Annotated in this window: 18 protein-coding genes; 12 read left to right on the top strand and 6 right to left on the bottom strand. The window is 50.7% G+C overall.

Features of this window, described 5'->3' with window-relative positions:
- Positions 1 to 443: 443 nt before the first annotated feature.
- Positions 444 to 2,384 carry a DNA primase gene (dnaG, locus tag K7B67_RS16435; protein ID WP_252176963.1) on the bottom strand — a complete coding sequence of 647 codons (1,941 nt, stop codon included), beginning with the start codon at positions 2,382 to 2,384 and terminating at the stop codon, positions 444 to 446.
- A 135-nt stretch (positions 2,385 to 2,519) separates the two neighbouring features.
- Here dnaG and K7B67_RS16430 point away from each other — a divergent pair, with 135 nt between their 5' ends.
- A complete protein-coding gene (locus tag K7B67_RS16430) occupies positions 2,520 to 2,873 on the top strand; it encodes a helix-turn-helix domain-containing protein (RefSeq protein WP_252176962.1) in 354 nt (117 codons plus the stop codon).
- Between the two features lie 221 nt (positions 2,874 to 3,094).
- Here the strand turns inward: K7B67_RS16430 and rpsU are convergent, their stop codons facing one another.
- The gene (gene rpsU, locus K7B67_RS16425; RefSeq protein ID WP_034839300.1) at positions 3,095 to 3,310 is read right to left on the bottom strand and encodes a 30S ribosomal protein S21; all 216 of its coding nucleotides are present in this window, start codon (positions 3,308 to 3,310) and stop codon (positions 3,095 to 3,097) included.
- A 477-nt stretch (positions 3,311 to 3,787) separates the two neighbouring features.
- Here rpsU and tsaD point away from each other — a divergent pair, with 477 nt between their 5' ends.
- From tsaD to K7B67_RS16410, 3 genes are read left to right on the top strand one after another with little or no spacing between them, the layout of a single operon-like run.
- Positions 3,788 to 4,825, top strand: a complete 1,038-nt coding sequence (tsaD, locus tag K7B67_RS16420) for a tRNA (adenosine(37)-N6)-threonylcarbamoyltransferase complex transferase subunit TsaD (RefSeq protein WP_252176961.1) — start codon at positions 3,788 to 3,790, stop codon at positions 4,823 to 4,825.
- A 13-nt stretch (positions 4,826 to 4,838) separates the two neighbouring features.
- Positions 4,839 to 5,204, top strand: a complete 366-nt coding sequence (gene folB / locus K7B67_RS16415; RefSeq protein ID WP_252176960.1) for a dihydroneopterin aldolase — start codon at positions 4,839 to 4,841, stop codon at positions 5,202 to 5,204.
- The gene (locus tag K7B67_RS16410) at positions 5,201 to 5,698 is read left to right on the top strand and encodes a 2-amino-4-hydroxy-6-hydroxymethyldihydropteridine diphosphokinase (protein WP_252176959.1); all 498 of its coding nucleotides are present in this window, start codon (positions 5,201 to 5,203) and stop codon (positions 5,696 to 5,698) included. Before folB ends, K7B67_RS16410 begins: the two co-directional genes overlap by 4 nt.
- 35 nt (positions 5,699 to 5,733) lie before the next feature.
- Here the strand turns inward: K7B67_RS16410 and K7B67_RS16405 are convergent, their stop codons facing one another.
- Positions 5,734 to 6,873: a hypothetical protein gene (locus K7B67_RS16405; protein ID WP_252176958.1), complete on the bottom strand. Its 1,140-nt coding sequence runs from the start codon at positions 6,871 to 6,873 to the stop codon at positions 5,734 to 5,736.
- 297 nt (positions 6,874 to 7,170) lie between these two features.
- On the opposite strand from K7B67_RS16405, the gene putA reads away from it, so the two are divergent.
- From putA to K7B67_RS16385, 4 genes are all read left to right on the top strand, one after another.
- The gene (gene putA / locus K7B67_RS16400) at positions 7,171 to 10,341 is read left to right on the top strand and encodes a bifunctional proline dehydrogenase/L-glutamate gamma-semialdehyde dehydrogenase PutA (protein WP_252176957.1); all 3,171 of its coding nucleotides are present in this window, start codon (positions 7,171 to 7,173) and stop codon (positions 10,339 to 10,341) included.
- Positions 10,342 to 10,487: 146 nt separating this feature from the next.
- Positions 10,488 to 11,990: a sodium/proline symporter PutP gene (gene putP / locus K7B67_RS16395; protein WP_252176956.1), complete on the top strand. Its 1,503-nt coding sequence runs from the start codon at positions 10,488 to 10,490 to the stop codon at positions 11,988 to 11,990.
- Between the two features lie 679 nt (positions 11,991 to 12,669).
- On the top strand, positions 12,670 to 13,473 hold the full coding sequence (ltrA, locus tag K7B67_RS16390) for a group II intron reverse transcriptase/maturase (protein WP_252176955.1): 804 nt from the start codon (positions 12,670 to 12,672) through the stop codon (positions 13,471 to 13,473).
- Positions 13,474 to 13,524: 51 nt separating this feature from the next.
- Complete coding sequence (locus K7B67_RS16385; RefSeq protein WP_346658276.1) at positions 13,525 to 13,926, top strand: group II intron maturase-specific domain-containing protein; 402 nt, start codon at positions 13,525 to 13,527, stop codon at positions 13,924 to 13,926.
- A gap of 190 nt (positions 13,927 to 14,116) precedes the next feature.
- Here the strand turns inward: K7B67_RS16385 and K7B67_RS16380 are convergent, their stop codons facing one another.
- Entirely contained in the window at positions 14,117 to 15,544 is a 1,428-nt protein-coding gene (locus K7B67_RS16380; RefSeq protein ID WP_252176954.1) for a hypothetical protein, read from the bottom strand.
- 208 nt (positions 15,545 to 15,752) lie between these two features.
- A complete protein-coding gene (locus K7B67_RS16375) occupies positions 15,753 to 18,215 on the bottom strand; it encodes a glycogen/starch/alpha-glucan phosphorylase (protein WP_252176953.1) in 2,463 nt (820 codons plus the stop codon).
- 299 nt (positions 18,216 to 18,514) lie between these two features.
- Between K7B67_RS16375 and K7B67_RS16370 the strand changes: the two genes are divergently transcribed.
- The 4 genes from K7B67_RS16370 to K7B67_RS16355 all read left to right on the top strand — a co-directional run bounded on the left by K7B67_RS16370 (position 18,515) and on the right by K7B67_RS16355 (position 21,907).
- Positions 18,515 to 19,036 carry a hypothetical protein gene (locus K7B67_RS16370; protein ID WP_252176952.1) on the top strand — a complete coding sequence of 174 codons (522 nt, stop codon included), beginning with the start codon at positions 18,515 to 18,517 and terminating at the stop codon, positions 19,034 to 19,036.
- 94 nt (positions 19,037 to 19,130) lie between these two features.
- Positions 19,131 to 20,333, top strand: a complete 1,203-nt coding sequence (locus K7B67_RS16365) for a DEAD/DEAH box helicase (RefSeq protein ID WP_252176951.1) — start codon at positions 19,131 to 19,133, stop codon at positions 20,331 to 20,333.
- A gap of 91 nt (positions 20,334 to 20,424) precedes the next feature.
- On the top strand, positions 20,425 to 20,826 hold the full coding sequence (locus K7B67_RS16360; RefSeq protein WP_252176950.1) for an SMI1/KNR4 family protein: 402 nt from the start codon (positions 20,425 to 20,427) through the stop codon (positions 20,824 to 20,826).
- A 91-nt stretch (positions 20,827 to 20,917) separates the two neighbouring features.
- The gene (locus K7B67_RS16355) at positions 20,918 to 21,907 is read left to right on the top strand and encodes a rhodanese-related sulfurtransferase (RefSeq protein ID WP_252176949.1); all 990 of its coding nucleotides are present in this window, start codon (positions 20,918 to 20,920) and stop codon (positions 21,905 to 21,907) included.
- A 45-nt stretch (positions 21,908 to 21,952) separates the two neighbouring features.
- On the opposite strand, the gene K7B67_RS16350 is transcribed toward K7B67_RS16355, so the two are convergent.
- A complete protein-coding gene (locus K7B67_RS16350) occupies positions 21,953 to 22,411 on the bottom strand; it encodes an Lrp/AsnC family transcriptional regulator (RefSeq protein ID WP_252176948.1) in 459 nt (152 codons plus the stop codon).
- Between the last annotated feature and the right edge of the window lie 140 nt (positions 22,412 to 22,551).

Genomic DNA, 22,551 nt, shown 5'->3' with positions numbered 1-22,551 from the left:
AAAGTGGAGTGCCGGACGAAAAAAACGTAAGCAGGCAATTATAGCTCAAAAACATGGGGGTTTCCATAAAAAAAGCGTGAAGCAGCACGCTTTCCTGGATCTGCACGATGTTTAGTGGATGAGGTGCCGGAAAAACGATCCATGAAAAACTACACATGGTGAGGGTCCCCTTCCGTGGCTTTTTACCGCGAAAGCATCTGCTCACAACAGGTGAGCCAATAAGATGCCTTCTTTGCTCATGGCTGTTTCAGGCCGGATTCGAAATCAGGTGTGTGGTTAATAACGGCTTTCCACATGGCACAGTGAAGTTCAAGTATATACCTAAAAATACGTGCGTCGCCATAAATAAAGCGATAAAAAACACTTTGTAAATAATTTTTTGGTAGCGGTAAATAAAGACTTCTGTCGTTCGCTTTGTGATTTTTTTTCAGGCGGTCAGGACGCTATTTTTTGGCAGCGGTGTTTGCGGGTTTAATGCCCAGTTTTTTCTTCTGTTTTTCCAGCAGGGCTTTCAAGACATCGCGTTGTGCCGAGTCTATCTGGTCTGGTTTTTTTTGTGAAAATGTCTGTTTCAGGGAGTGTGTTGCCTGCCTGTGCTCAAGTTCCTGGACTTTATCCCGGATTCGCTCTATCGCTTCGTGGAATTCCTGGTTGTTGGGCTGGTGTCCAAGTTGCAGTGATGCAATTTCCTGAAGTCGGCTGCCGTTGCGGGTGCCGTGCCATTGCGCAATCAGGGCGATGGTAGGGAGTTTTGGTTGTTCCTGAAGTGTTTTGATCAGGGCGATTAATAGTTGTGTATCCGGGTGTTCGTCGCCTTCCAGTTCATTGATCGCTTTGACATCGGTTGCCAGTTCAGGGTTGCAGAGCAGGTGGCGGATGGCATAAATGGAACGACCTACTTTTAATGGGGCGGGAGCGGGCTGTTCGTGGTTTTCTTTAAAAAAGGGTCTGCGCTCAAAACTGCGTGTCTGGGGTTGATGGCTTTGCACGACGTCGGGTTTGTAATGCGCATCCGGATAATAGTCGGCTTCAGCAGGTACAGAGTAATTGTCGTATGCAGGCTCGGCGACAGGTTCGGGTTCTCCCTTTTTGTTTAAGTAGCTTTCAAGAGTATCAGTATTTAGGCCAGTGATGTCTGACAGTTTCTGCATCAACATCTGTTTGAACAGGCCATCGGGGATTTTGTGCAGGTGAGGTTGTGCATCGGTGGCCAGTCGTGACCGTCCATCCATGGTATTCAGGTCGATACCGTCACTGAGCTCCTGGAACAAGAAGGTGTCGAGGCTAAGGGCGCCGGTTTTTATTCTTTCCAGAAAGGCATCCGCACCTTCCTGCCTGACCATGCTGTCCGGATCTTCTCCCTGGGGTAAAAACAGAAAGCGTGCCTGGTTGCCGTCTTTCATGTGGGCAAGGGTGGATTCAAGGGCTCGCCAGGCGGCACGTTTGCCTGCGTCATCGCCATCAAAGCAGAAGACAATTTCTGAGACGGTTTTAAACAGTCTCTGTATATGCTCCAGAGTCGTTGCTGTGCCCAGGGTGGCGACGGCGTTGTTGATGCCTTGTTGGGCCAGGGCAACCACATCCATATAGCCTTCCACGACAACAATGCGTTCAAGGTGGCGGTTGTGCTTTTTGGCTTCGTACAGTCCATACAATTCCCGTCCCTTGTGGAAAATGGGGGATTCGGGAGAGTTGAGGTATTTGGGTTTGGCGTCGCCCAGTACCCGGCCACCAAAAGCAATAATCCGTCCCCGGGTGTCATGGATAGGGAACATGATACGGTCGCGGAAACGGTCATAGCGACTTTTGGTTTCTTCTTTTTCTACCAGCATACCGGTCTTAACCAGTTGCTCTTCTTTTTCCTGATTCTCTGCCAGATGATTTTTAAGGTTGTCCCAGCCTGGTGGGGCGAAACCAATACCGAAGCGTTTGCAGGTTTGGCCGTCCAGTCCTCTCTGTTTCAGATACTGGATGGCTCTTGGTGCATCGGCAGCTTTAATGAGTTGTTCGTTGTAAAAGGCGTTGGCTTTGGTCATCAGCTCATAAAGCGGGCTGTGATCCGGGCCTCGTTTTTGGCTGTGTTGCTCCCTGGGCACTTCCAGTCCAACCAGACTGGCCAGAGAATCAACGGCTGTCGGGAAGTCCAGGTGGTCAAAGTCCATGACGAAGCCCAGAGCGTTACCACTGGCACCACAGCCAAAGCAATAGTAAAACTGCTTGTCGGGGCTGACGGTGAATGAGGGGGTTTTTTCCTGATGGAAGGGGCAGCAGGCGGAGTAGTTCCGACCCGTCTTCTTAAGCTTCACCCGGCTGTCGACAATATCCACGATATCCAGGCGGTTCAGCAGGTCGTCAATAAATGTCTGGGGGATGCGTCCGGCCATAAATGCCCATATATGCCTGTAAGTGTGAGCGCCAGTCATTGGGGTGACGAGACCGGTGCTTAGCAGTAGCCGGATTTTATCATTGTTGCTGGGCGGTTGTCAGTGGTTGTTGCTAACTTGTCTGGAGGTTACTGCATGAGGGTGTTGATTATGTACCATTATTCAGCCTGCGGGTTAGATAATATCTACCTTGCCAATGGCTTCCGTAAAACTAACTCGCCATCCGGTGAAGGTGTATCTATCCACAACATAGATGGCCTGCATGAAGCTATTGCCCGAGGGCTGATAAGTAAAGAAGCTCCACTGCGGGCTAAAGAATTTCGTTTTTTGAGAATTGAACTTGACCTCTCTCAAAAGGCACTGGGCAAGCTGCTGGATAAGTCTGACCAGGTGATTGCTAAGTGGGAGAAAGGAGCTAACGAAATTCCTGTGCAGGCAGACAGGGCATTAAGGGATTTATACATGGAATCTGTTGGAGAGGTGGCCTGACTTTTTCAGCCAGGATCTGTGATCTTTCTTCGTTACTGAGCCGGGAAGTTCTGAATAATGGCCGGTTTCAGTTTTTTCTGAACAATTAAATGTGCGCCCTGCAGACTCGAACAGATTGATGGCATCGCGGCGTTGCCAGGCCATCTTGTCGAGTGCTGCAAGGGCACGGGGGTCGTCAATCGACTTTGGCAGTCGGGGCGATTAAAACCGAAAATCCGGTCTTAATACAGACGCTCGCGACGACGCTGTTCGCGCTGCAGTTTCTTCAAATGACGCTTGACAGCGGCAGCAGCCTTACGCTTGCGAACGGAGGTAGGCTTTTCGTAGTGTTCACGACGACGTACTTCAGCCAGTACACCAGCCTTTTCGCAAGAGCGTTTGAAACGGCGCAGCGCTACATCAAACGGTTCATTTTCTTTAACTTTAACAGCAGGCATGCAGAGATCACCTTCCTATAAAAAATAGTGAGTACGTTAATAAAAGGTTTGCAGCCCGGCATTGTAACATCTGCTATTGGTAACACTTACTCCCACCGGACTCTCCATCAGAAAAGTCTGTCAGACAAGGGTGACCCGTTGAGCATTCACACTTCTCCCGGAGCTGGACTCCTGAATGGTGTGTGAAGAAGCTAATTTCCGACCCGCAAAGTCAGTCTAAACAAGAGTCAAGACTAGCCGCGTATTTTCAAGGGTGGGAATTTTATAGACTATTTTCAATAAATGCAAAAACCGACAGAATCCTTACTTTCACTTCTGAAGATTCACTCCTGAAAAAGTCTCTGGAGTGATGGTGTCTTGCATTTCCTGCCGAGACTGCTTTGCAGTATCATCCAATACCCCGCAAAAGTGGGTGAAGGTTCATGTTGTACGTTGGTTCTTATACCTTTTGATGAATACGGTAGTGGTTTCAAACAAATGATAGTGCTCGGGATTGAAACATCCTGCGATGAATCAGGCATTGCTCTTTATGACAGCCAGAAAGGTTTGCTGGCCGATGTTCTGTACAGCCAGATTGAAATGCACACCGAGTATGGTGGTGTGGTACCTGAACTGGCCTCCAGAGATCATATCCAGCGAGTTCTTCCCCTGATCAACCAGGTGCTGGAAAAAGCAGGCATGACCCGCAGACAGATTGATGCCGTAGCCTACACCAAGGGTCCGGGTCTGATTGGTGCCCTGATGGTAGGTGCCTGCATAGGGCGTTCCATGGCCTGGGCGCTGGGTGTTCCGGCAGTGGGTGTCCATCATATGGAAGGCCATTTACTGGCTCCCATGCTGGAAGAGAATCCGCCTGAATTTCCTTTTCTTGCCTTACTGGTGTCCGGTGGTCATACCCAGTTGGTACGGGTCGATGGTATTGGCCAATATCAATTGCTGGGTGAGTCCATAGACGATGCCGCCGGTGAGGCTTTCGATAAAGTGGCTGCGATGTTGGAGCTGGGTTATCCCGGTGGTCCCAAGGTCTCTAATCTCGCCCAGAAGGGAGCTGAAGGGCGCTTTCGTTTCCCGAGGCCGATGTGCGATCGCCCTGGTCTGGATTTCAGCTTCAGCGGTTTGAAAACCTTTACGCTCAATACTGTGGCTGCCTGCAAAAAAGAACGTGAGCTGACCGAGCAGGATCGAGCGGACATTGCCTGGGCTTTCGAAGATGCCGTGGTGGACACTCTGGCATTCAAATGCCGTCGGGCCCTGAGGCAGACCGGTTTGAAACAGCTGGTCATTGCCGGTGGCGTGAGTGCCAATCGCAGGCTGAGAAATCAGCTGGAAGCCATGGTGACAAAAGAGGGTGGTAGCCTTCGTTACGCCAGGGCTGAGTTTTGTACAGACAATGGCGCAATGATCGCCTACGCTGGTTGCCAGCGACTGCTTGCCGGTCAGACAGAGCCGCTCGAAGTGGCGCCCATGCCACGCTGGGACATGGAAACACTGGCCGCTGTTAACTTGAAGTCATAGGGTAGGAGGGGGAATGGATAAGGTTCGTATTGAGCGGCTGGAGACTCAGGCTGTCATTGGTGTTTACGAATTTGAGCACGATGGGCCCCAGCCTTTGATCATTGATTTAGAGCTGGAAACTGACTTTTCCCGGGCATTTCGTTCCGACGACCTGAACGACGCCCTGGATTACGATGCGATCAGTCAGGCCGTTCGTGCCTTTTGCGAAGCGTCCCGATACGCTTTGCTGGAAGCTCTGGCCGGTGGCATCATTCGATTAATTCAGGATGATTTCAAGGTTGACCGCGTCGGAGTGTTGATCCGCAAACCACAGGCATTGAAAGGTGCTGTAGCTTCCGTGTGGTGCCAGCGAACCAGAGAAGAGATGCGCCAGTCATGACGCTTTTTTACATTGGAATAGGCTCCAATGATGAGGCCGAAAAAAACTGTCGGCAAATGATTCAGGCGCTTCGCCAGCAGTTTGGTCGGGTATGGGTCAGCAGTCTGATTCAGACCTCCGCCGAAGGTGGTGCTGCGGCTAAGGAAAAAGCGGCTGATTACTATAATGCTGTCGCCTGCTTTGAGAGCGATGCGTCACCGGCGTCGATTAATGGCTGGTGCAAACGGATTGAAGATCAGTTGGGGCGAGTCAGGGGCAGCCTTAAATGCCGGGCTGACCTTGATATTCTGCAAGTGGTTGAGGATGTCCGCGCAGTGAGGATCAGCGCCATCGAGGAAGTTTACTATCGACCTCTGGTAGAACAGCTATGGAATTTTCAGAGGGGCGACCCCGTCAGTGTGTTTACAGATGCTGTAAATCTGGCGCTTGAGGCGGGTGTTAAGCTGGGTCATCAGCCTCGTCTCTTGCCTGAACTGGAGTTTGCAACGGCTTAGCTGTAGCCCCTGTTTGTTCAGGGGCTGGAAACAGCCTAACTGTGACAATCTAATTGTTCCTGCATTCGCAATACTCTCACTTTTCTCAGTTCCTGACCCACCGCTTTACCGGTAAACCCCTGGGCAACAATCCCTTTGGCGTTGATTGAAAGACAGAGTGCAAGCAGAGACTTGATCCTGCCCTGATGGCTTTCTGAGAGTGTTTTTCCTTGAGCTTTGGCAATACAACTGCTGGCTTTCAAAAAGTCTTCAAAGCGTTCTTTTCGCCTGAACGCATCGGTGTTTTCAAACAGTGTCAGCCACTGTTCCGCTGTCTTGTCTTCGGCGTGCTCAATTAAATAGCCGCTGTGCTGAAAAGTCAGGTTGGCCAGTTCTGAAAACTGGGAAGGCGCTTTCAGTCGTCTAACCAGTGCCGTGAGTAGATCTTTTGAGAAATTTTTTTCAGATGCAAAGGTGACTGCAAATCGTACGTCACAAGACGCCTTTTTAGCCGCGGCTGTTCGAAGTGCTTTTATGCCTGTGGAATCTTTCTCCAGAAAAGGAACCCATTCAGGCATAACGACGTTCATGGCGTGACAGGCCGAGAGTACTTCAAAATAGATTTCCGGGGCAGGTTCCGACAGGGCGCGCATGGTTTCCTGCCAGACCCGCTCTGGCACCAGGTAGGAAGCCTCACCCCTGTCAACCATAGAAGTCATCAATTCAAGAGTCTCCGAGGCCACCCTGAACCCCAGATGATAAAATCGGGCTGCAAACCGGGCCACACGCAGAATGCGCAAAGGGTCTTCTTGAAAGGCCGGGGAAACATGGCGCAGCAGTTTATCTTTGAGGTCGTTCTGGCCGCCATAGGGATCATAGACAGTGCCATGTTCATCCTCGGCCATGGCATTAATGGTCAGGTCTCTGCGAATTAGGTCTTCTTCCAGAGTGACATCGGGGGTTGTATGAAAAACAAAGCCACTGTAGCCGTGACCTGACTTTCTTTCAGTACGGGCCAGTGCGTACTCTTCTTTGGTGTCAGGGTGAAGGAAAACCGGGAAGTCTTGGCCAACAGGCTGAAAGCCTTGTCTGGTCATTTGCTCAGGGCTGCTGCCAACCACAACCCAGTCGTGATCTTTGACCGGAAGGTTCAGTAACTTGTCTCGAACGGCACCGCCGACCAGGAAAAACTTCATATCATCTCTGTCTATATCAATGAGTAAAATATCTTAACTGCGCAACAACGGTGTGAACAGTAAAATCGGTGCTTTGTGTCAACTCCTTATAGAAAGTACTGAAAATTTCTGTCCTGAACATCTGGGAATTCTGTTCAATTTTGTGCATGATTGCGAGCGGGTCAAAAGCCTTGGGCGGCTGATGATTCGCCTTAAGTGGAAGTGCCATCGCCATAGACATGAAAAATAAAGGCATTTCCCGATTAGATTGATCATAGGGTCAGGGACTACGTTTGCTGTAACCGGGGGAGACACCGTATGTTTGAGGCTAATGCCGTATTTAAGCCTGAATTCATCCAACAGAATCCAGCCAGACTTTGGGAGATGATCTCTCCGCAGTACAGTGTGGATGAGTCAGCCTTGTTGGCGCAGCTGGTCGATCTGGCCAGACCTGAGCCAAAGCAGCTGGCTGCTATAACCCAACGGGCTACCGACCTGGTCGAACAGGTTCGGGCCCGGGAAGATTCCATTCACATGATTGACTCCATGCTGCTGCAATACAGCCTGGATACCCGTGAAGGCATTCTGCTGATGTGTCTGGCAGAAGCCCTGATGAGAATTCCTGACTCTGAAACTGCCGACGCCCTGATTCGCGACAAGCTCAGTGTTGCTGAATGGGAAAAACACCTGAAACAAAGTGATTCACTGCTGGTCAATGCTTCCACCTGGGGTCTGATGCTGACTGGCAAAGTGGTGACATTGGACAAGTCTGAAGATCGCCGCCCGGGCAGTGTCATTGGTCGGCTGGTTAAAAAAATGGGTGAGCCCGTGATTCGTCAGGCCGTGAACCAGGCGATGAAAATTATGGGTGAGCATTTTGTCCTGGGTCGTACCATTGCCGAAGCCCTTAAGAATGGCCGCAAGCCAAGAGAGAAAGGCTACACCTATTCTTTTGATATGCTTGGTGAAGCGGCCCTGACCCACAAAGATGCAGAGAAATATCTGGCTTCCTACATGGTGGCGGTCAAGTCTGTTGGTCAGGAAACCGGTGGCAGCTATAAAGGCCCTCGTCCTACCGTTTCTATCAAACTGTCTGCCCTGCATCCCCGCTATGAAGTGGCCAATGAAGCCCGTGTTCTGAAAGAACTGCACGACAGTGTGCTGGAACTGATTCGTTCCGCCAGAAGTCTGAATGTGGGAATCACCATTGATGCCGAAGAACAGGATCGCCTTGAACTGTCCCTGAAACTGTTCGAGAAGCTCTACCGTCATCCTGACTGTCAGGGTTGGGGTGGTTTTGGACTGGTGGTTCAGTCCTACGGTAAAAGAGCGCTCCCCGTCCTTGCCTGGCTGGCGGCTCTGGCCAAAGAGCAGGGGGATGAAATTCCTGTGCGTTTGGTAAAAGGCGCCTACTGGGACAGTGAAATCAAACTGTGTCAGCAATCCGGATATTCCGGCTACCCGGTTTACACGCGCAAAGAAGCTACCGATGTCGCCTACCTGGTGTGTGCCCGTTTTCTGCTGAGTGATCCTGTTAAAGGGGCTATTTATCCCCAGTTTGCTTCCCACAATGCTCATACGGTTGCCAGCATCCTGAGCATGGCAGAACATCGCCATTATGAGTTCCAGCGTCTGCACGGAATGGGGGATGCCCTCTATAACACCGTGTTGGATCAGGAAAAATCAGACGTTCGCATTTATGCCCCCGTGGGCAGTCACAAAGATTTGCTGCCCTACCTGGTGCGCCGACTGCTGGAAAATGGCGCTAACTCATCGTTTGTTCATCGTCTGGTGGATGCCAAAACGCCTGTTGTCGATCTGGTTCATCATCCGGTCAGTGTGCTTGAGACACACCGTTCTCTGGCTAATGACCGAATTCCCCTACCGGTAGATATTTTTGGAGAGGACAGAGTTAATTCCATGGGTGTAAATATCGATATCGAGTCTCAGTGGCAGCCGTTTTCTGAATCGGTCCAAAGGTTTATGAGCCAAACATGGCACAAAGGCCCGGTGATTTCTGGTCAACAGGTGGAAACTGAAAAGGCAGTTGACGTGCAGTGTCCTTATCAGCTCAGCGAGCTGGCCGGTCGCTTGCATTATGCCGGAGAAAAAGAAGTGGACCAGGCTATTTCAGTGGCTCACAAAGCCTTTGATAGCTGGAATCAGACACCGGTAGAAACCCGTGCCCGCAGTCTGGAAAAGCTGGCAGACCTGCTGGAAGCCAACCTGGAAGAGCTGGTGGCGCTTTGCCACAAAGAAGCCGGTAAAACGATTCACGACAGTATTGATGAAGTGCGTGAGGCAGTGGACTTCTGTCGTTATTATGCCAATCAGGCGCGTGAGAAATTTGCTGCCCCTCAGCTTATGCCGGGACCCACCGGTGAATCCAATGAGCTTTACCTGACCGGTCGCGGTGTCTTCCTGTGCATTAGCCCCTGGAACTTCCCGCTGGCTATTTTCCTGGGGCAGGTGGTTGCCGCACTGGCCTGTGGCAACACGGTGGTGGCCAAGCCTGCCGAACAAACCACGCTTATTGCCGCACGCGCTGTTGAGATGATGCTGGAAGCCGGAGTGCCAGCCGATGTGATTCAGCTGGTACCGGGTGAAGGTAAAGATATTGGTCATCAGTTGACCGCAGACCCTCGTATTGCCGGTGTTGCTTTCACCGGTTCAACCCAGACAGCCAGGCTGATAAACCAGACTCTGGCGGCACGTGAGGGGGCGATTATACCTCTGATCGCCGAGACCGGTGGCCAGAATGCCATGATTGTAGACTCCACGGCTCTGCCTGAGCAGGTTGTTAATGACGTTGTTCAGTCTGCTTTCGCCAGCGCCGGGCAGCGCTGTTCTGCCCTGCGGGTGCTCTACGTTCAGGAAGACATTGCCGATCGTATTGAAGACTTGCTGGTCGGTGCGATGGCAGAACTGAAAGTGGGTCATCCAGCCCTGCACGAAACCGACCTTGGCCCTGTGATCAGTGAAGTGGCCCAGCAAGGACTACAGGCTCACGTCGATCGCATGAAGCGGGAAGCTCGCCTGATTGCAGAAGTGAAGCTGGGCGCCCAATGCAATGAAGGTTATTTTGTTGCGCCAGTGGCCTTTGAGATCGAAGGCATCAGCCAACTGGAAAAAGAACAGTTTGGCCCCATTCTTCATGTGATTCGTTACAAGGCTTCTGAACTGGATAAAGTGATCCAGGAAATCAACGGCACAGGTTACGGCCTGACGCTGGGGGTACACAGCCGTAACGAAGCGACCTCAACTTACATTGAGCAAAGCCTGAAAGTGGGTAATGCCTACATTAACCGCAATCAGATTGGTGCGGTTGTGGGGGTTCAGCCATTTGGTGGCCAGGGGCTCTCCGGTACTGGTCCAAAAGCTGGTGGACCTCATTACCTGTATCGCTTTGCCACTGAACGTACCCGCACCATCAATACGACGGCTGTCGGTGGTAATGCCACGCTGTTGTCTCTGGGTGCTGGTCACTGATCGTTTTTGCCTGTTCCTTATGGTTGTAGGGGGCAGGCTTTTGTTTTTTTAAACATTAAAAGCTTGCTTGAGTCTTTTTTGAAATGGTCAGGGTAAATTTTTGTCTGACAGCACTCAGGACAAGTTATGCACAATGGAAAAAAATAATGATTACAAATACCTTTGCGACACTCATGACGTTTGTCGTATATCTCGGCATGATGCTGACCATAGGTCTCTGGGCCTGGAAGCGGACTTCGGACTCTGAAGATTATTTTCTGGGTGGTCGTAGCTTGGGGCCCTGGCCTGCCGCCCTGAGTGCAGGTGCTTCTGATATGAGTGGCTGGCTGCTGCTGGGTTTACCGGGTTATGCCTTTGCTTCAGGGGTTGAAGCTTTCTGGTTGGCGGGTGGTCTGCTGGTGGGCACCTGGTTGAACTGGTTACTGATGGCCCGTCGTCTACGTGTCTACAGCGCCGCTTCCGGAAATGCCCTTACCCTGCCGGAGTTCTTCACTAATCGCTTTCGTGATACTTCCAGGGTGCTGCAGGTGGTTTCGGCGTTTTTTATTCTGCTGTTCTTCCTGTTCTACACAAGCTCTGGTCTGGTGGCCGGTGGCAAGCTGTTCGAAACTGTATTCGGTCTGGATTATACCTGGGCCGTCATCATCGGGGCACTCTGTGTGATTTCTTACACTTTGTTCGGGGGCTTTCTGGCTGTTTCCTGGACAGACCTGGTTCAGGGTCTCTTGATGGCTGCGGCTATGGTGATTGTACCGGTCATTGCTTTGCAAACCGGAAACTCGGATGCCTCACTGTTTGAACAGTTGAGTGCCCACAACCCTGAACTGTTGAATCCGTTTACCACGTCTGAAGGTGAAGCTTTGGGATGGATGGCGATTGTTTCTCTGGTGGCCTGGGGGCTGGGGTATTTTGGTCAACCACATATTCTGGCTCGTTTTGCCGGTATCCGTTCCGAACAGGATGTACCTAAAGCCCGTCGTATAGCGGTGAGCTGGAGTGCTATTTCCATGTTGGGTGCCATTATGGTGGGGCTGATCGGCCTGCTTTACATCAATGGCACGAATCTGTCCCTGGGCGATGGTGAAACGATCTTTATGGTACTGGTCAACGCCCTGTTCCATCCGGTCGTTGCCGGTATTCTGCTGGCGGCTATTCTGGCTGCGATCATGAGTACTGCTGACTCTCAGCTGTTGGTATCTTCTTCTGCGTTGGCAGAAGATTTCTACAAGGCGGTGATTCGCAAGCAGGCTGACCAGAAAGAGGTGTTGATGGTCGGTCGTCTGGCGGTCGTTCTTATCGCTCTGGTCGCCCTTGCTCTGGCTACGTCACCCGATAGTTCTGTTCTGGGTCTGGTTTCTTATGCCTGGGCCGGGTTTGGTGCTGCCTTTGGTCCTGCCCTGATCATGAGTCTGTACTGGAAACGGATGAACCGTAATGGTGCTCTGGCAGGGATTATTGTCGGTGGTGTCACTGTTGTACTGTGGAAGCAGGTGTCGGGGGGGATTTTTGATCTTTATGAGATTGTGCCGGGCATGTTGTTTGCCTTCGTTGCTATTGTGGTTGCCAGTCTGATGTCCGGCGAACCTGAAGCGGAGATCGTTGATGAGTTTGATGATGTAGAAAAAGCTCTGGTACATGGTTGTAGTTGATGGGTTCTCTCTATTAACGGCACCTAAGCTCCGTTCACCCTGAGCGCCTTTCGACTCCGCTCAGGATGAACGTAGATTGTTCACATCAAACTCATTGAAGTGACGTACCAGTTTGTTAGGTGAGGTATGCATTCCCACGCGAAGCGGTGTGCCACGAGAGCAGAGTCGGTCTGCTCGTAACTGCAATTGAGATGAAGGAGGGCCCTTCGGTGGCGGCTTCTGGAAGCGACCACCAAACCACTGTGAGCTGCGCTGATTAAGAGTCAGGGTGGTGAGCGTCACAGAAAAGGCGCAACTAGATTGCGTCAGGTGTGAAACCTGAAGATGAACGCAAGTGAACCAATGATGACGTGTCGTAAGTGGGTTCAGTGACATCAAAAGTGGGGTCGCGCTTTAGCTCCATGATTAGCTCAGGGGATATCCAGTTACTGCCTGAGTGATGTCCGGCGTAAAGTTGGCATGAGCAGGTTTCAGGCTCTTTTGCGGAACGTGGGAACCTGTCGTCCTGGTGTTAAGGAAGCCAGCCAAGCTGATGAACAGCAAGGCTTTGAGTACCAATACAGGGCACAGGGGCGGATCAGCTCGTAGTAGTGTTGAAGCTTCTGTAATGGAAGTGGAGCCAAGGGGCTGACTTATCCAGTGGAAGGAATGGATCAACCAAATTAGTTGGGATGAGTCTATGACTGAAGCAAAACCGTTCACAATTTCTAAAGGGCTTGTTTGGCAAGCCTGGCTGAGAGTGAAAGCCAATAAGGGAGCTGCTGGTATTGATGGTCAGTCTCTGGCTGACTTTGAAAATAATTTAGGCGGTAACCTGTACAAGCTATGGAACAGGATGTCATCGGGTAGCTACTTTCCTCCCCCCGTCATGCGTGCAGCCATCAACAAGAAAGATGGAGGTACGAGACTGCTGGGAGTGCCGACAGTAGCGGATCGCGTAGCCCAAACTGTGGTAAAGCTGATACTGGAGCCGTTAGTGGAACCTGTTTTCCATCAAGACTCCTATGGCTACAGGCCGAATCGTTCAGCGCATCAGGCGTTGGCGGTGGCTAGAAATCGCTGCTGGCAAAGAGAATGGGTGATTGATCTGGATATCAAAGGGTTCTTTGACAATCTGGATCATACGCTCATGATGCGAGCAGTGGAGCATCACATCAAGGAACCTTGGGTATTATTGTATATAAAACGTTGGCTGGAAGCTCCAATTCTAAATAGAGAAGGACAGCGGGTCGAGCGGCTGGCGGGTGTGGGCACCCCACAAGGTGGGGTTATCAGTCCACTACTGGCTAATTTGTTCATGCATTATGCGTTTGATCACTGGCTGGAAAGGCACATGCCTGAGGTCAGTTTTGAGCGTTATGCCGATGATGCACTGATTCACTGCCGCAGTGAACAGGAAGCCAGATCAGTGTTGGAAGCAGTAAGAAGTCGCTTATCCGACTGTGGTCTTACATTGCATCCAATCAAGACAAAACTGGTTTAATGCAAAGCATCAGGCAGACCAGAGAAGCATGAACATACCTCGTTTGACTTTCTGGGATATACCTTCCGGGCAAGAATAGCTCGTAGTCGACATGGTAACTACTTTGCTGGATTCCTTCCTGCGATAAGCAAAGCCTCGGCACAGCATATCCGGGATACGATAAAAGCACTGGAGATTCCAAAGAAACGATCACTGTATTCACTTCCTGAATTAGCAAAGCTGATTAACCCTTGCGTACAGGGTTGGATCAATTACTTTGGGAAGTTCTACCCTTCAGAAATGAAGAGAGTTCTTCACTATGTGGAAGAAACATTGATTCGTTGGGCAATGGGCAAATACAAGAAATTGAGGAGACGCAAATTGCGTGCGGCTCGTTGTTTGGGTCGCGTAGCGCAAAGAGCTCCTACGTTAATGGCACACTGGCGTATTGGCTGTGTGTCAGCGGTTGGATAAGAAGAGCCGGATGAAGGGAGACTTTCAAGTCCGGATCTGTGAGCGCCTGAGGGGGAAGTTCCCTCGGGCGACTCGACTGGGAACGAGGGGGGGGGGAAATACCTCCCCTCTGGATCGGATAGAGGGGAGGTTGAATGAGTTTTCTGGCCTTTAAGCCATTTTCCAGATTCTTACCTTTTGACTCAGCCTGTTAGTCCATGACCAGAATTTCAAAGGTCTTGGAATCAACTAAAGCGTGGGACTCACCGGAGGGTGTTGCAAATGAGGCTTTACAGACTTTGACTTTGACTTTGACTTCGTCTTTGACTTTGTCCTCCTCAAAATACTTGCCGAAGGTTTCGAAATCGTTATTCATAAAACGGCAAAAGTATTGCGGTACCTTACTTATTTTATTGTCAGAATCTGAAACGCTGTAACCTGCTATAACAGCTTTGTCAGGCAGGTCATCCTCAAAAGCCTGCCAACTAACATATCCGTCAATCACAGGTCTCAGGTAATCAGAAGCAATACTGCCATCCTGATTGGTAGCGACGTAGCCACTTTTTCCGCTGGTACCAATATATGCGCAATACTTATCAGGCCCCTGTCCCGCCAGTGAGCCCAGGATAAATTCTTTGTAAGGCTTTTTGGGGGAGCAAAAGTATTGCTGAACTTCAAGATTGGTTCCTCTTGCGCTTTCTTCCGTTGTTGATGCTTGCCATGCAACAGGAGACCGGGATGGCTGGGGTTTTTGTCGTACAGGGACAAAGTGGGGTGTTTCGAGATTGCCGCTTGGTAAGTCAGTCCCAGCTGTCAGGCCTGTGCATCCATACTCGCTTTTATGAGTCCCATCGCTATACCATTGGATTCCGGGGCTGGCATCGTTTTTACACAAAGTTTCATGACGCAGGCTTCCGGACAATCGTACTGTCGATGCAAAGGGTACCGGACGCTTGATCTCTTCCCGAAATTGGTAGGAGACACTGCCATAACTAACATTGATCTGATAATACTCTTTGTCAGTGACCAGAATGTCTCTGGGTAGTAGATTTTCATCCCCCAAAGATTGCAGGAACAAATCTGTATTTAGACTGGATAAAAGACATCCGCTGAAATTATCAGGTGTGTTGGCCAGCATACCAACCAAGGTACCCGGAGTACCCGTTTCGTTGTCCATCATGATCTTGACTCGACAGAATCCAGTCAGTTGCTGATCATTGCAGCGGTTCTTTTTGGTTAAAGGTGCTGGCAGTGGAGAGATACAGTCTTGGGTTGCATACCCGTAGGGGTAAGCCGGATTATAGGCCGTGTTTAATGGAAATAGTGCCGGTTGGGGGCCGTTCTCCTTCTCCTCACCATCAAGAAAAGTCGCCCTGGCCCAAAGAAGCGTCAGCTTTTTCTTGGAGTCAGTGTAGTTATCTTCACTGACCTTGAAAGGAACCAGATTGTACTGATCGTTGATTGCTTTCGTAGAATGCCCGGGAATATCTTCGCCCTCGAACGACACGCTGGAGTCGCCGCTGCTGACATCAAGGTCCGTAAGCCCTACCAAGTCTTGTTCCTCGGTAAGAGCAACTCCATTGCGGATGAAGACAATAGATAACACCAGTACGGTTAGAACCACTAAAACTCGTTTCATACTTAAGCTCCTCGACCATGGTTACGTTAAAAACCGGCCAAAAACTTGCCTGTAACACTTTTCAGAACTTGGAGTATAGTGGTTATTTTAATAGTAAATAGCGTATAAACGATCTATAAAACTGATTCTTATGACGTTTGTCGTGTATCGAAAGAGCAGCCTCCCCTCTGGACCGACCAGAAGGGAGGTTGAATGAGTTTTTTAGCTTTTAAACCATGTTCCAGATGGTCTTACCGTAGTCCTGAATGGATCGGTCAGATGAAAACTTGCCCATGGAAGCTGAGTTGATGATCGCCTTTTGCCACCAGAGTTCTGGTTTTTTCCAGGTCTCAACAATACGATCATGGGCGTCACTGTAGGCTTGGTAATCCGCCAGTGTCAGGAAGTAATCCCCCTGATCCAGCAGGGCTTCAACCAGAGGTCTGAAGGCCTCTGGTTCTTCGGGAGAAAGGTCTCCGGAATCCAGCCAGTCAATGACACTGCGCAACTCATCAGAACTGTGGTAGACGTCCCTGGGGTTATAGCCACGGTGGCGAAGCTCTGACACCTGTTCAACCGTCAGGCCGAAAATAAAGATATTATCGTCGCCTACTTCTTCGGCAATCTCGACATTAGCGCCATCAAGCGTCCCCACGGTCAGGGCGCCGTTGAGAGCAAACTTCATGTTACCGGTGCCGGATGCTTCAAATCCGGCCGTGGATATCTGCTCAGAAACATCCGCCGCAGGGATAATTTTTTCTGCCAGGCTGACGCGATAATTGGGCAGGAAAACCACCTTCAGCTTATCTTTGATGCGGCGATCATTATTCACACGTTCAGCCACCCGGTTAATGGCATGAATAATGGTTTTTGCCACTTTGTAGCCGGGTGCCGCCTTGGCAGCAAAAATAAACACCCGCTGGGGTACGTCCTGGTCCGGGTTATCCAGCAACCGACGGTACAGCGCCATGATATGAAGCAGATTCATTTGCTGACGCTTGTATTCGTGAAGGCGCTTGATCTGAACGTCAAAAATGGCATCGGGACTCACATCCACATCGCAGAGTTCCTTGATAACGGCTGCCAGCTGCTTTTTATTATCGTGTTTGATGGCCGCAAAACGCTTCTGGAACGCCGGATCATCGGCATGAGCCTTCAGAGCATCGAGCTTATACAGGTCTTTTCGCCAGTCACCTTTGACGGTTTCATCAATCAGCGCAGCCAGTTCCGGGTTGCAATAATCCAGCCACCGTCTGGGAGTGACACCGTTGGTGACATTGACGATTTTATCAGGCCAGATTTGGTGGAATTCGGGGAACAGCTTTTCCTGAACCAGTCTTGAGTGCAAAGCAGCCACGCCATTGACTTTATGGCTACCGATGACTGACAGGAATGCCATGCGCACCATCTGGTCATCCCCCGCACGGTCCGGCTCTTCGATAATGGACAGGCGACGTTTCATATGGTCATCACCCGGCCAGACCGCCTCGACTTCAGAATTCAGGAAGTGGTAGTTGATCATGTGAATGATCTGCATGTGACGGGGCAGCACTTTGGTAATCAGACTCTGAGGCCACTTTTCCAGGGCTTCTGGCAACAAGGTGTGATTGGTGTAGGCAAACACTTCACGGGTGATAGCCAGCGCCCGGTTGAAGACAAAGTCTTCTTCGTCCATAAGAATGCGCATGAACTCTGCCACCGCGATGGCAGGGTGGGTGTCATTCAGCTGAATGGCTACCTTGTCGGCAATGTGATCCAGGCTCTCACTGTTTTCACGCTTGTAGCGATGGATCAGGTCCGCCAGTGAACAGGCGACAAAGAAATACTGCTGGATCAGGCGCAGCTCTTTACCCGCAGGATGATTATCGTTGGGGTAGAGCACCTGACTGATGTTTTCGGCGCTGATTTCCTGTGAACGGGAGTCCTGATAACGACCGGCATCAAAACTGTTCAGGTCAAAACCGTGAGCGGCACGGCTTTCCCAGAGGCGCAGGGTGTTAACGGTGTCGGTGCCATAACCGGTGACAGGAACATCCCAGGGCATCCCCAACATTTCCTGGGCATCTTCCCAGACCGCTTTACCCGCATGTTCCCTGACGGTGCCATAGAGTTTGATATGCTGCTTGCGCTTGGGTCTCTCAATGCCCCAGGGGAAACTGTCTTCACGCCAGGTGTCGGGGGTTTCTACCTGTTTGCCTCCGGCAAAGCTCTGGCGAAAGAGACCAAATCGATAGTTGATGCCATAACCCATGGCAGGGATATCAAGAGTGGTCATGGAATCCATAAAGCAGGCCGCCAGTCTGCCCAGCCCGCCATTGCCCAGTGACGGGTCAGACTCATACTCAAGAATATCAACCAGAGGTACTCCCAGGTTGGCCATGGCTTCTTCTGTCTGCCTGAAGATTCCCAGGTTATGAAGATTGTTGCCCAGCAGACGACCCACCAGGAACTCCAGCGACAGGTAGTAAATACGACGGGCTTTGCCTTCACGCTCTTTCTTGCGTGTGGCCCGGATTCGTTGCAGATCCATCTCGCGGACTACCAGGCTCAGAGCTTCCCAATACTCCGCAGGCCCGGATTCATCGAACTCAACACCCAGTGATTGATGAAGATGTCGGACTACCCGCCGGGCAATCTCTTCACTGTCCACAACGGGCATTGCATCATTTTGCCCAGCCTTGTTTGCGCTCATGTTTTTTCACCTGCATTTTTAACCGTGAACAACGTTTAGCGGTGAGCAGCGATCAACTATTTTGCTGCTCGTGGCCGTCGGTTTAACCAAACGTGATGACATGACCTGTGGATAATTATACTTCTGATTTCCGGTCACTCTGGTTTAGTTGTAAATTATTCTCCGTCGGCCCCGTGGTGAAAAGGCATTGCGTCCTGTAAACGATTACATCTCTGAACTTTCCCCCACGCTCCCTGTCCAACGGTGCAAGCCATTAAAAAAAGGCTATTAAAAAAATTGGACAAGGGAGTAACAAAGGAATGAAGAATTTACTGAACGGTGCTTTATTTAGCGCATTTATTTGTCTGGCCAGCTTTGCCAGTGCTGAAAACCTCTGCGACCTGCCCGCAGGTAGCTACTCAGGTATGTCGAGCATCACTTTTGACCGCTCCAGCGGCAAGGTGGAGCAGTTTCAGATGGAGCTGAAAGTCAGCCAGAACAACAGCAGCTCTGGCATTATCAAACTGTTTGAGCTGGATATGGACTCATCAGGGGCTCTCCATCATAAACTGGTCAAAAATGAGTACTTCACACTGAATGGTTGTAGCTCTGATGCCACCTTCAAGCTGAAAGGCCCTGAGCTCGACGGTGTTGTCAAAGTGATGAATATTAATCGGAGCCTGGGAGAGATCACCCTGACGGGCGCCATTAATACCTATGAAGAAGGTCTGTACGGCATGGCTCAATGGCTTTATGACACGGCCGGGGAGATGGTCGGAGCCGAAGGTTACTACGAGATGGAGTTCCGAAAACTGCCAGTTCGGTTGCGCAAGCACTTCTGAGCTCCAATAGCATTGGGTAAACCCCAATGCACAGGGCATCAGAACTGCTGTAAAATACCCGACCCATTTTCATGTCTTAGAGGTCTACAGATCAATGACTGACTTTTCATCCCTTGGTTTGTGTGAACCTCTACTTCAGGCTGTCACTGAACAGGGTTATCAAAAAGCCTCCCCGATTCAGGCCAAAGCCATCCCTATGGTGCTGACCGGTCGCGATGTTATGGCATCAGCCCAGACCGGAACCGGTAAAACCGCGAGCTTCACCCTGCCGATGCTGCACCGTCTGTCAGAGATGCGAACGCTTAAAAATCATCCTGTCCGTGCCTTGATTCTGGTACCAACCCGAGAGCTGGCTGTGCAGGTTGGCGAGAGTGTGGTTCGCTATGGTGCACAGCTCTCTCTTCGCTCCGCGGTGGTATACGGCGGTGTTGATCTAGAGCCCCAGGTCACAGCGTTACGGGATGGTGTGGATGTCCTGACGGCAACACCAGGCCGACTGCTGGATTTGATTCGAAAACAACATTTGACCCTGAACCACCTGAAAATTCTGGTTCTGGATGAAGCCGACAGAATGCTGGATCTTGGTTTCAAGGCCGAGCTGGATCAGATTCTTGAGGCTCTGCCTGCCAAACGTCAGAACCTGCTTTTCTCTGCCACCTTCTCCAAAGAGATCAAGACCCTGGCTCATGAGTTTCAGCGTCATCCGGTCAAAATTGAAATAGAGAACCCCAACTCCGCTGCCAACACGGTCAGGCAGTCGGTCTATCCTGTGGATCAGCAGGATAAACCAGAAATTCTCAGTTACATCATTGAAGGGGGAAAGTGGGAGCAGGCGCTGGTGTTCGTTCGCACTAAAAAGGCCGCTGAAAAAGTCGCAGACCTGCTCTCTGACGAAGGTATCAGCGCCACCGCCCTGCACAGTGACAAAAGTCAGCACGCTCGCAGCAGAACGCTCATTGAGTTTCAGGCAGGTGCCTACCGGGTTCTGGTGGCCACCGATGTTGCCTCCAGGGGGCTGGACCTCGATCAGTTGCCACTGGTTGTCAACTACGACCTGCCGAAAGTGCCCCAGGATTATGTGCATCGTATTGGTCGGACTGGTCGTGCTGGCAGCCCCGGGCGAGCCATCTCCCTGATGAACCCGGAAGAGAAAAAACCGCTGGAAGCCATTCGTAAGCTTATTAAAAAGCCTCTGAAGGTTGAGCCGGTTCCCTATTTTGAGGACGGTGTTAACGTGACTCTGAGTGACCAGGCGCCCGTCAAAAAGTCTGGCAGACCGCGCAAAGGTCGCAGATAATCGGGAACTCCGGCTCGATTGAGCTTGCTAACAGCCGCTGGATTGCCCGGGGGCTTTGCTACCGTCACAGTGCCAGTAACAGGTTATCGCTATGGAAGATGTTATTGATGAACTCCGGGAAAGTGCCGTCGAGGTTCCTACGCCACTGGAGCTTCCTGACGAAGATGAGGTTATCGAAGCGCAAGAGCAGCTGCTGATTCCTATCCCCTCCGAGCTTCGGGAATTTTTATTGCAGGTCAGTGATGTTGTTTATGGCTCCATAGAGCCCGTGACCATTAAAGATCCTCATTCTCATACCTATTTGCCCGAGGTGGCCGCCATCGCCTGGGATCAGGGTATGCCCAGGGACCTACTGCCGATCTGTGAGCATAATGGCGATGTTTATTGCGTGTCTGCAGAAGGTGAGGTGGGGCTGTGGGCAGCCGGTGAGCTCTCAGAAGCCACCTGGCCTTCGGTCTGGCACTGGGCCAAAGATGTCTGGCTGAATAGTTAGCGGCTCTTTGTTATGCTCACCTGGTCTGATTTCTGACCAGAAAATAATACACTGCACCGGATTTACGCTCCGGCCAGCAACAGGATTTTATATGTCAATCGTCGTTTGTGCGCTCTATAAATTTGTCACTCTGGATAATTTTGAAGCCATTAAGCCCAGGCTTCTGAAAGTGATGGAAGATAATCAGGTTCATGGCACTCTGCTGCTTGCCCGGGAAGGCATTAATGGCACCGTTGCCGGTACCCGCGAAGCGATTGACCAGCTTCTGGCCTGGCTGAAAAGCGACCCTCGTCTCGCTGAACTTGAGTACAAAACATCCCATACTGAAGCGATGCCTTTCAAGCGCACCAAAGTCAAACTGAAGAAAGAAATCGTCACCATGGGAGTGGAAGGTATTGATCCCAATCATGTGGTCGGCACCTACGTCGATGCCCGATCATGGAACGATTTAATCAAGGATCCGGATGTCCTGGTGGTCGATACCCGGAATGACTATGAAGTGCAGGTAGGCTCCTTCAAAAATGCGGTCAATCCCAATACCAAAACGTTCAGGGAGTTTCCCCAGTACGTTAAGGATCACCTCAATCCCCAGCAGCACAAGAAAGTGGCTATGTTCTGCACCGGTGGCATCCGCTGCGAAAAGTCGACCGCTTATTTGAAAGAGCAGGGCTTTGAAGAAGTGTTCCACTTAAAAGGCGGGATTCTGAAATATCTGGAAGAAGTGCCGCAGGAAGAGTCCACCTGGGAAGGCGAATGCTTTGTTTTTGATGACCGTGTCACTGTTAATCATCAGCTTGAAAAAGGCCAGTACGATCAGTGCAACGCCTGTCGTCTACCTATTACAGAGCAGGATCGGCTCAGTGAACATTTTGAACAGGGCGTCAGTTGCCCTCACTGTTATGACAGCCACACCCCGGATCAGAAGCAACGTTTTCGCGAACGTGAACACCAGATTCAGCTGGCAAGACAACGAGGAGAAGCCCACCTGGGCGGTGAAGTCGGCAAGACGGTATTGAATCGAAGAAAAGCCAAACAGGTGGTTCGTGAACAGCAACGGCTTCAGGCAATTGCAAAGCAGTAATCGATATGTTAAAAGCCTGACTTCCGCTGGAGCGGGCTTTGACCATCAACCCAACGGCAGATACGTGGTATTTTTCAGCTTTTCCATGGCGAAGGAAGAGGTCACCTCGCTGAGCCCGGTGACGCTGTTTACCAACCGTTTGTAGAATACGTCGAAGGCGGCCATATCCCTGACCATTACTTTCATCATGTAGTCGTACTCTCCCGCCATCCGGAAGAATTCAACGACTTCGACAAAACCACTGACCTGGGAGACAAAAGCTTCATACCATTCATTGCTGTGATTACGGGTTTTGATATTAACGAAAGCCGTGAGCTGTAGCCCCAGTTTATCGCTATCCAGCAGGGCTACCCGCTGAGTGATGTAGCCTTCTTCTTCCAGCCTTTTTAAGCGCTTCCAGCAGGGTGAAACCGTCAACCCGACCTTGTCGGCAATATCGGCCACTGGCGTGGAGGCGTCGCGCTGGAGGCAGTCCAGAATCAGTTTATCTTTTTTATCGAGCATAATGGAGAATTATTTTCCTAAAAATTGCTTAAATCATGGCAACTTTGACAACATTTTTCCAGTTGCAGTATATAAACTTTTTTCATCAGAGTTAGTTAATAGTAAAAACTGCTTTTCAGGCTATGAACGTATTACGAGGA

Source organism: Endozoicomonas sp. 4G (genome assembly GCF_023822025.1).
Taxonomy (GTDB): Bacteria; Pseudomonadota; Gammaproteobacteria; order Pseudomonadales; family Endozoicomonadaceae; genus Endozoicomonas_A.
This window is presented reverse-complemented; position numbering and strand designations above follow the sequence as displayed.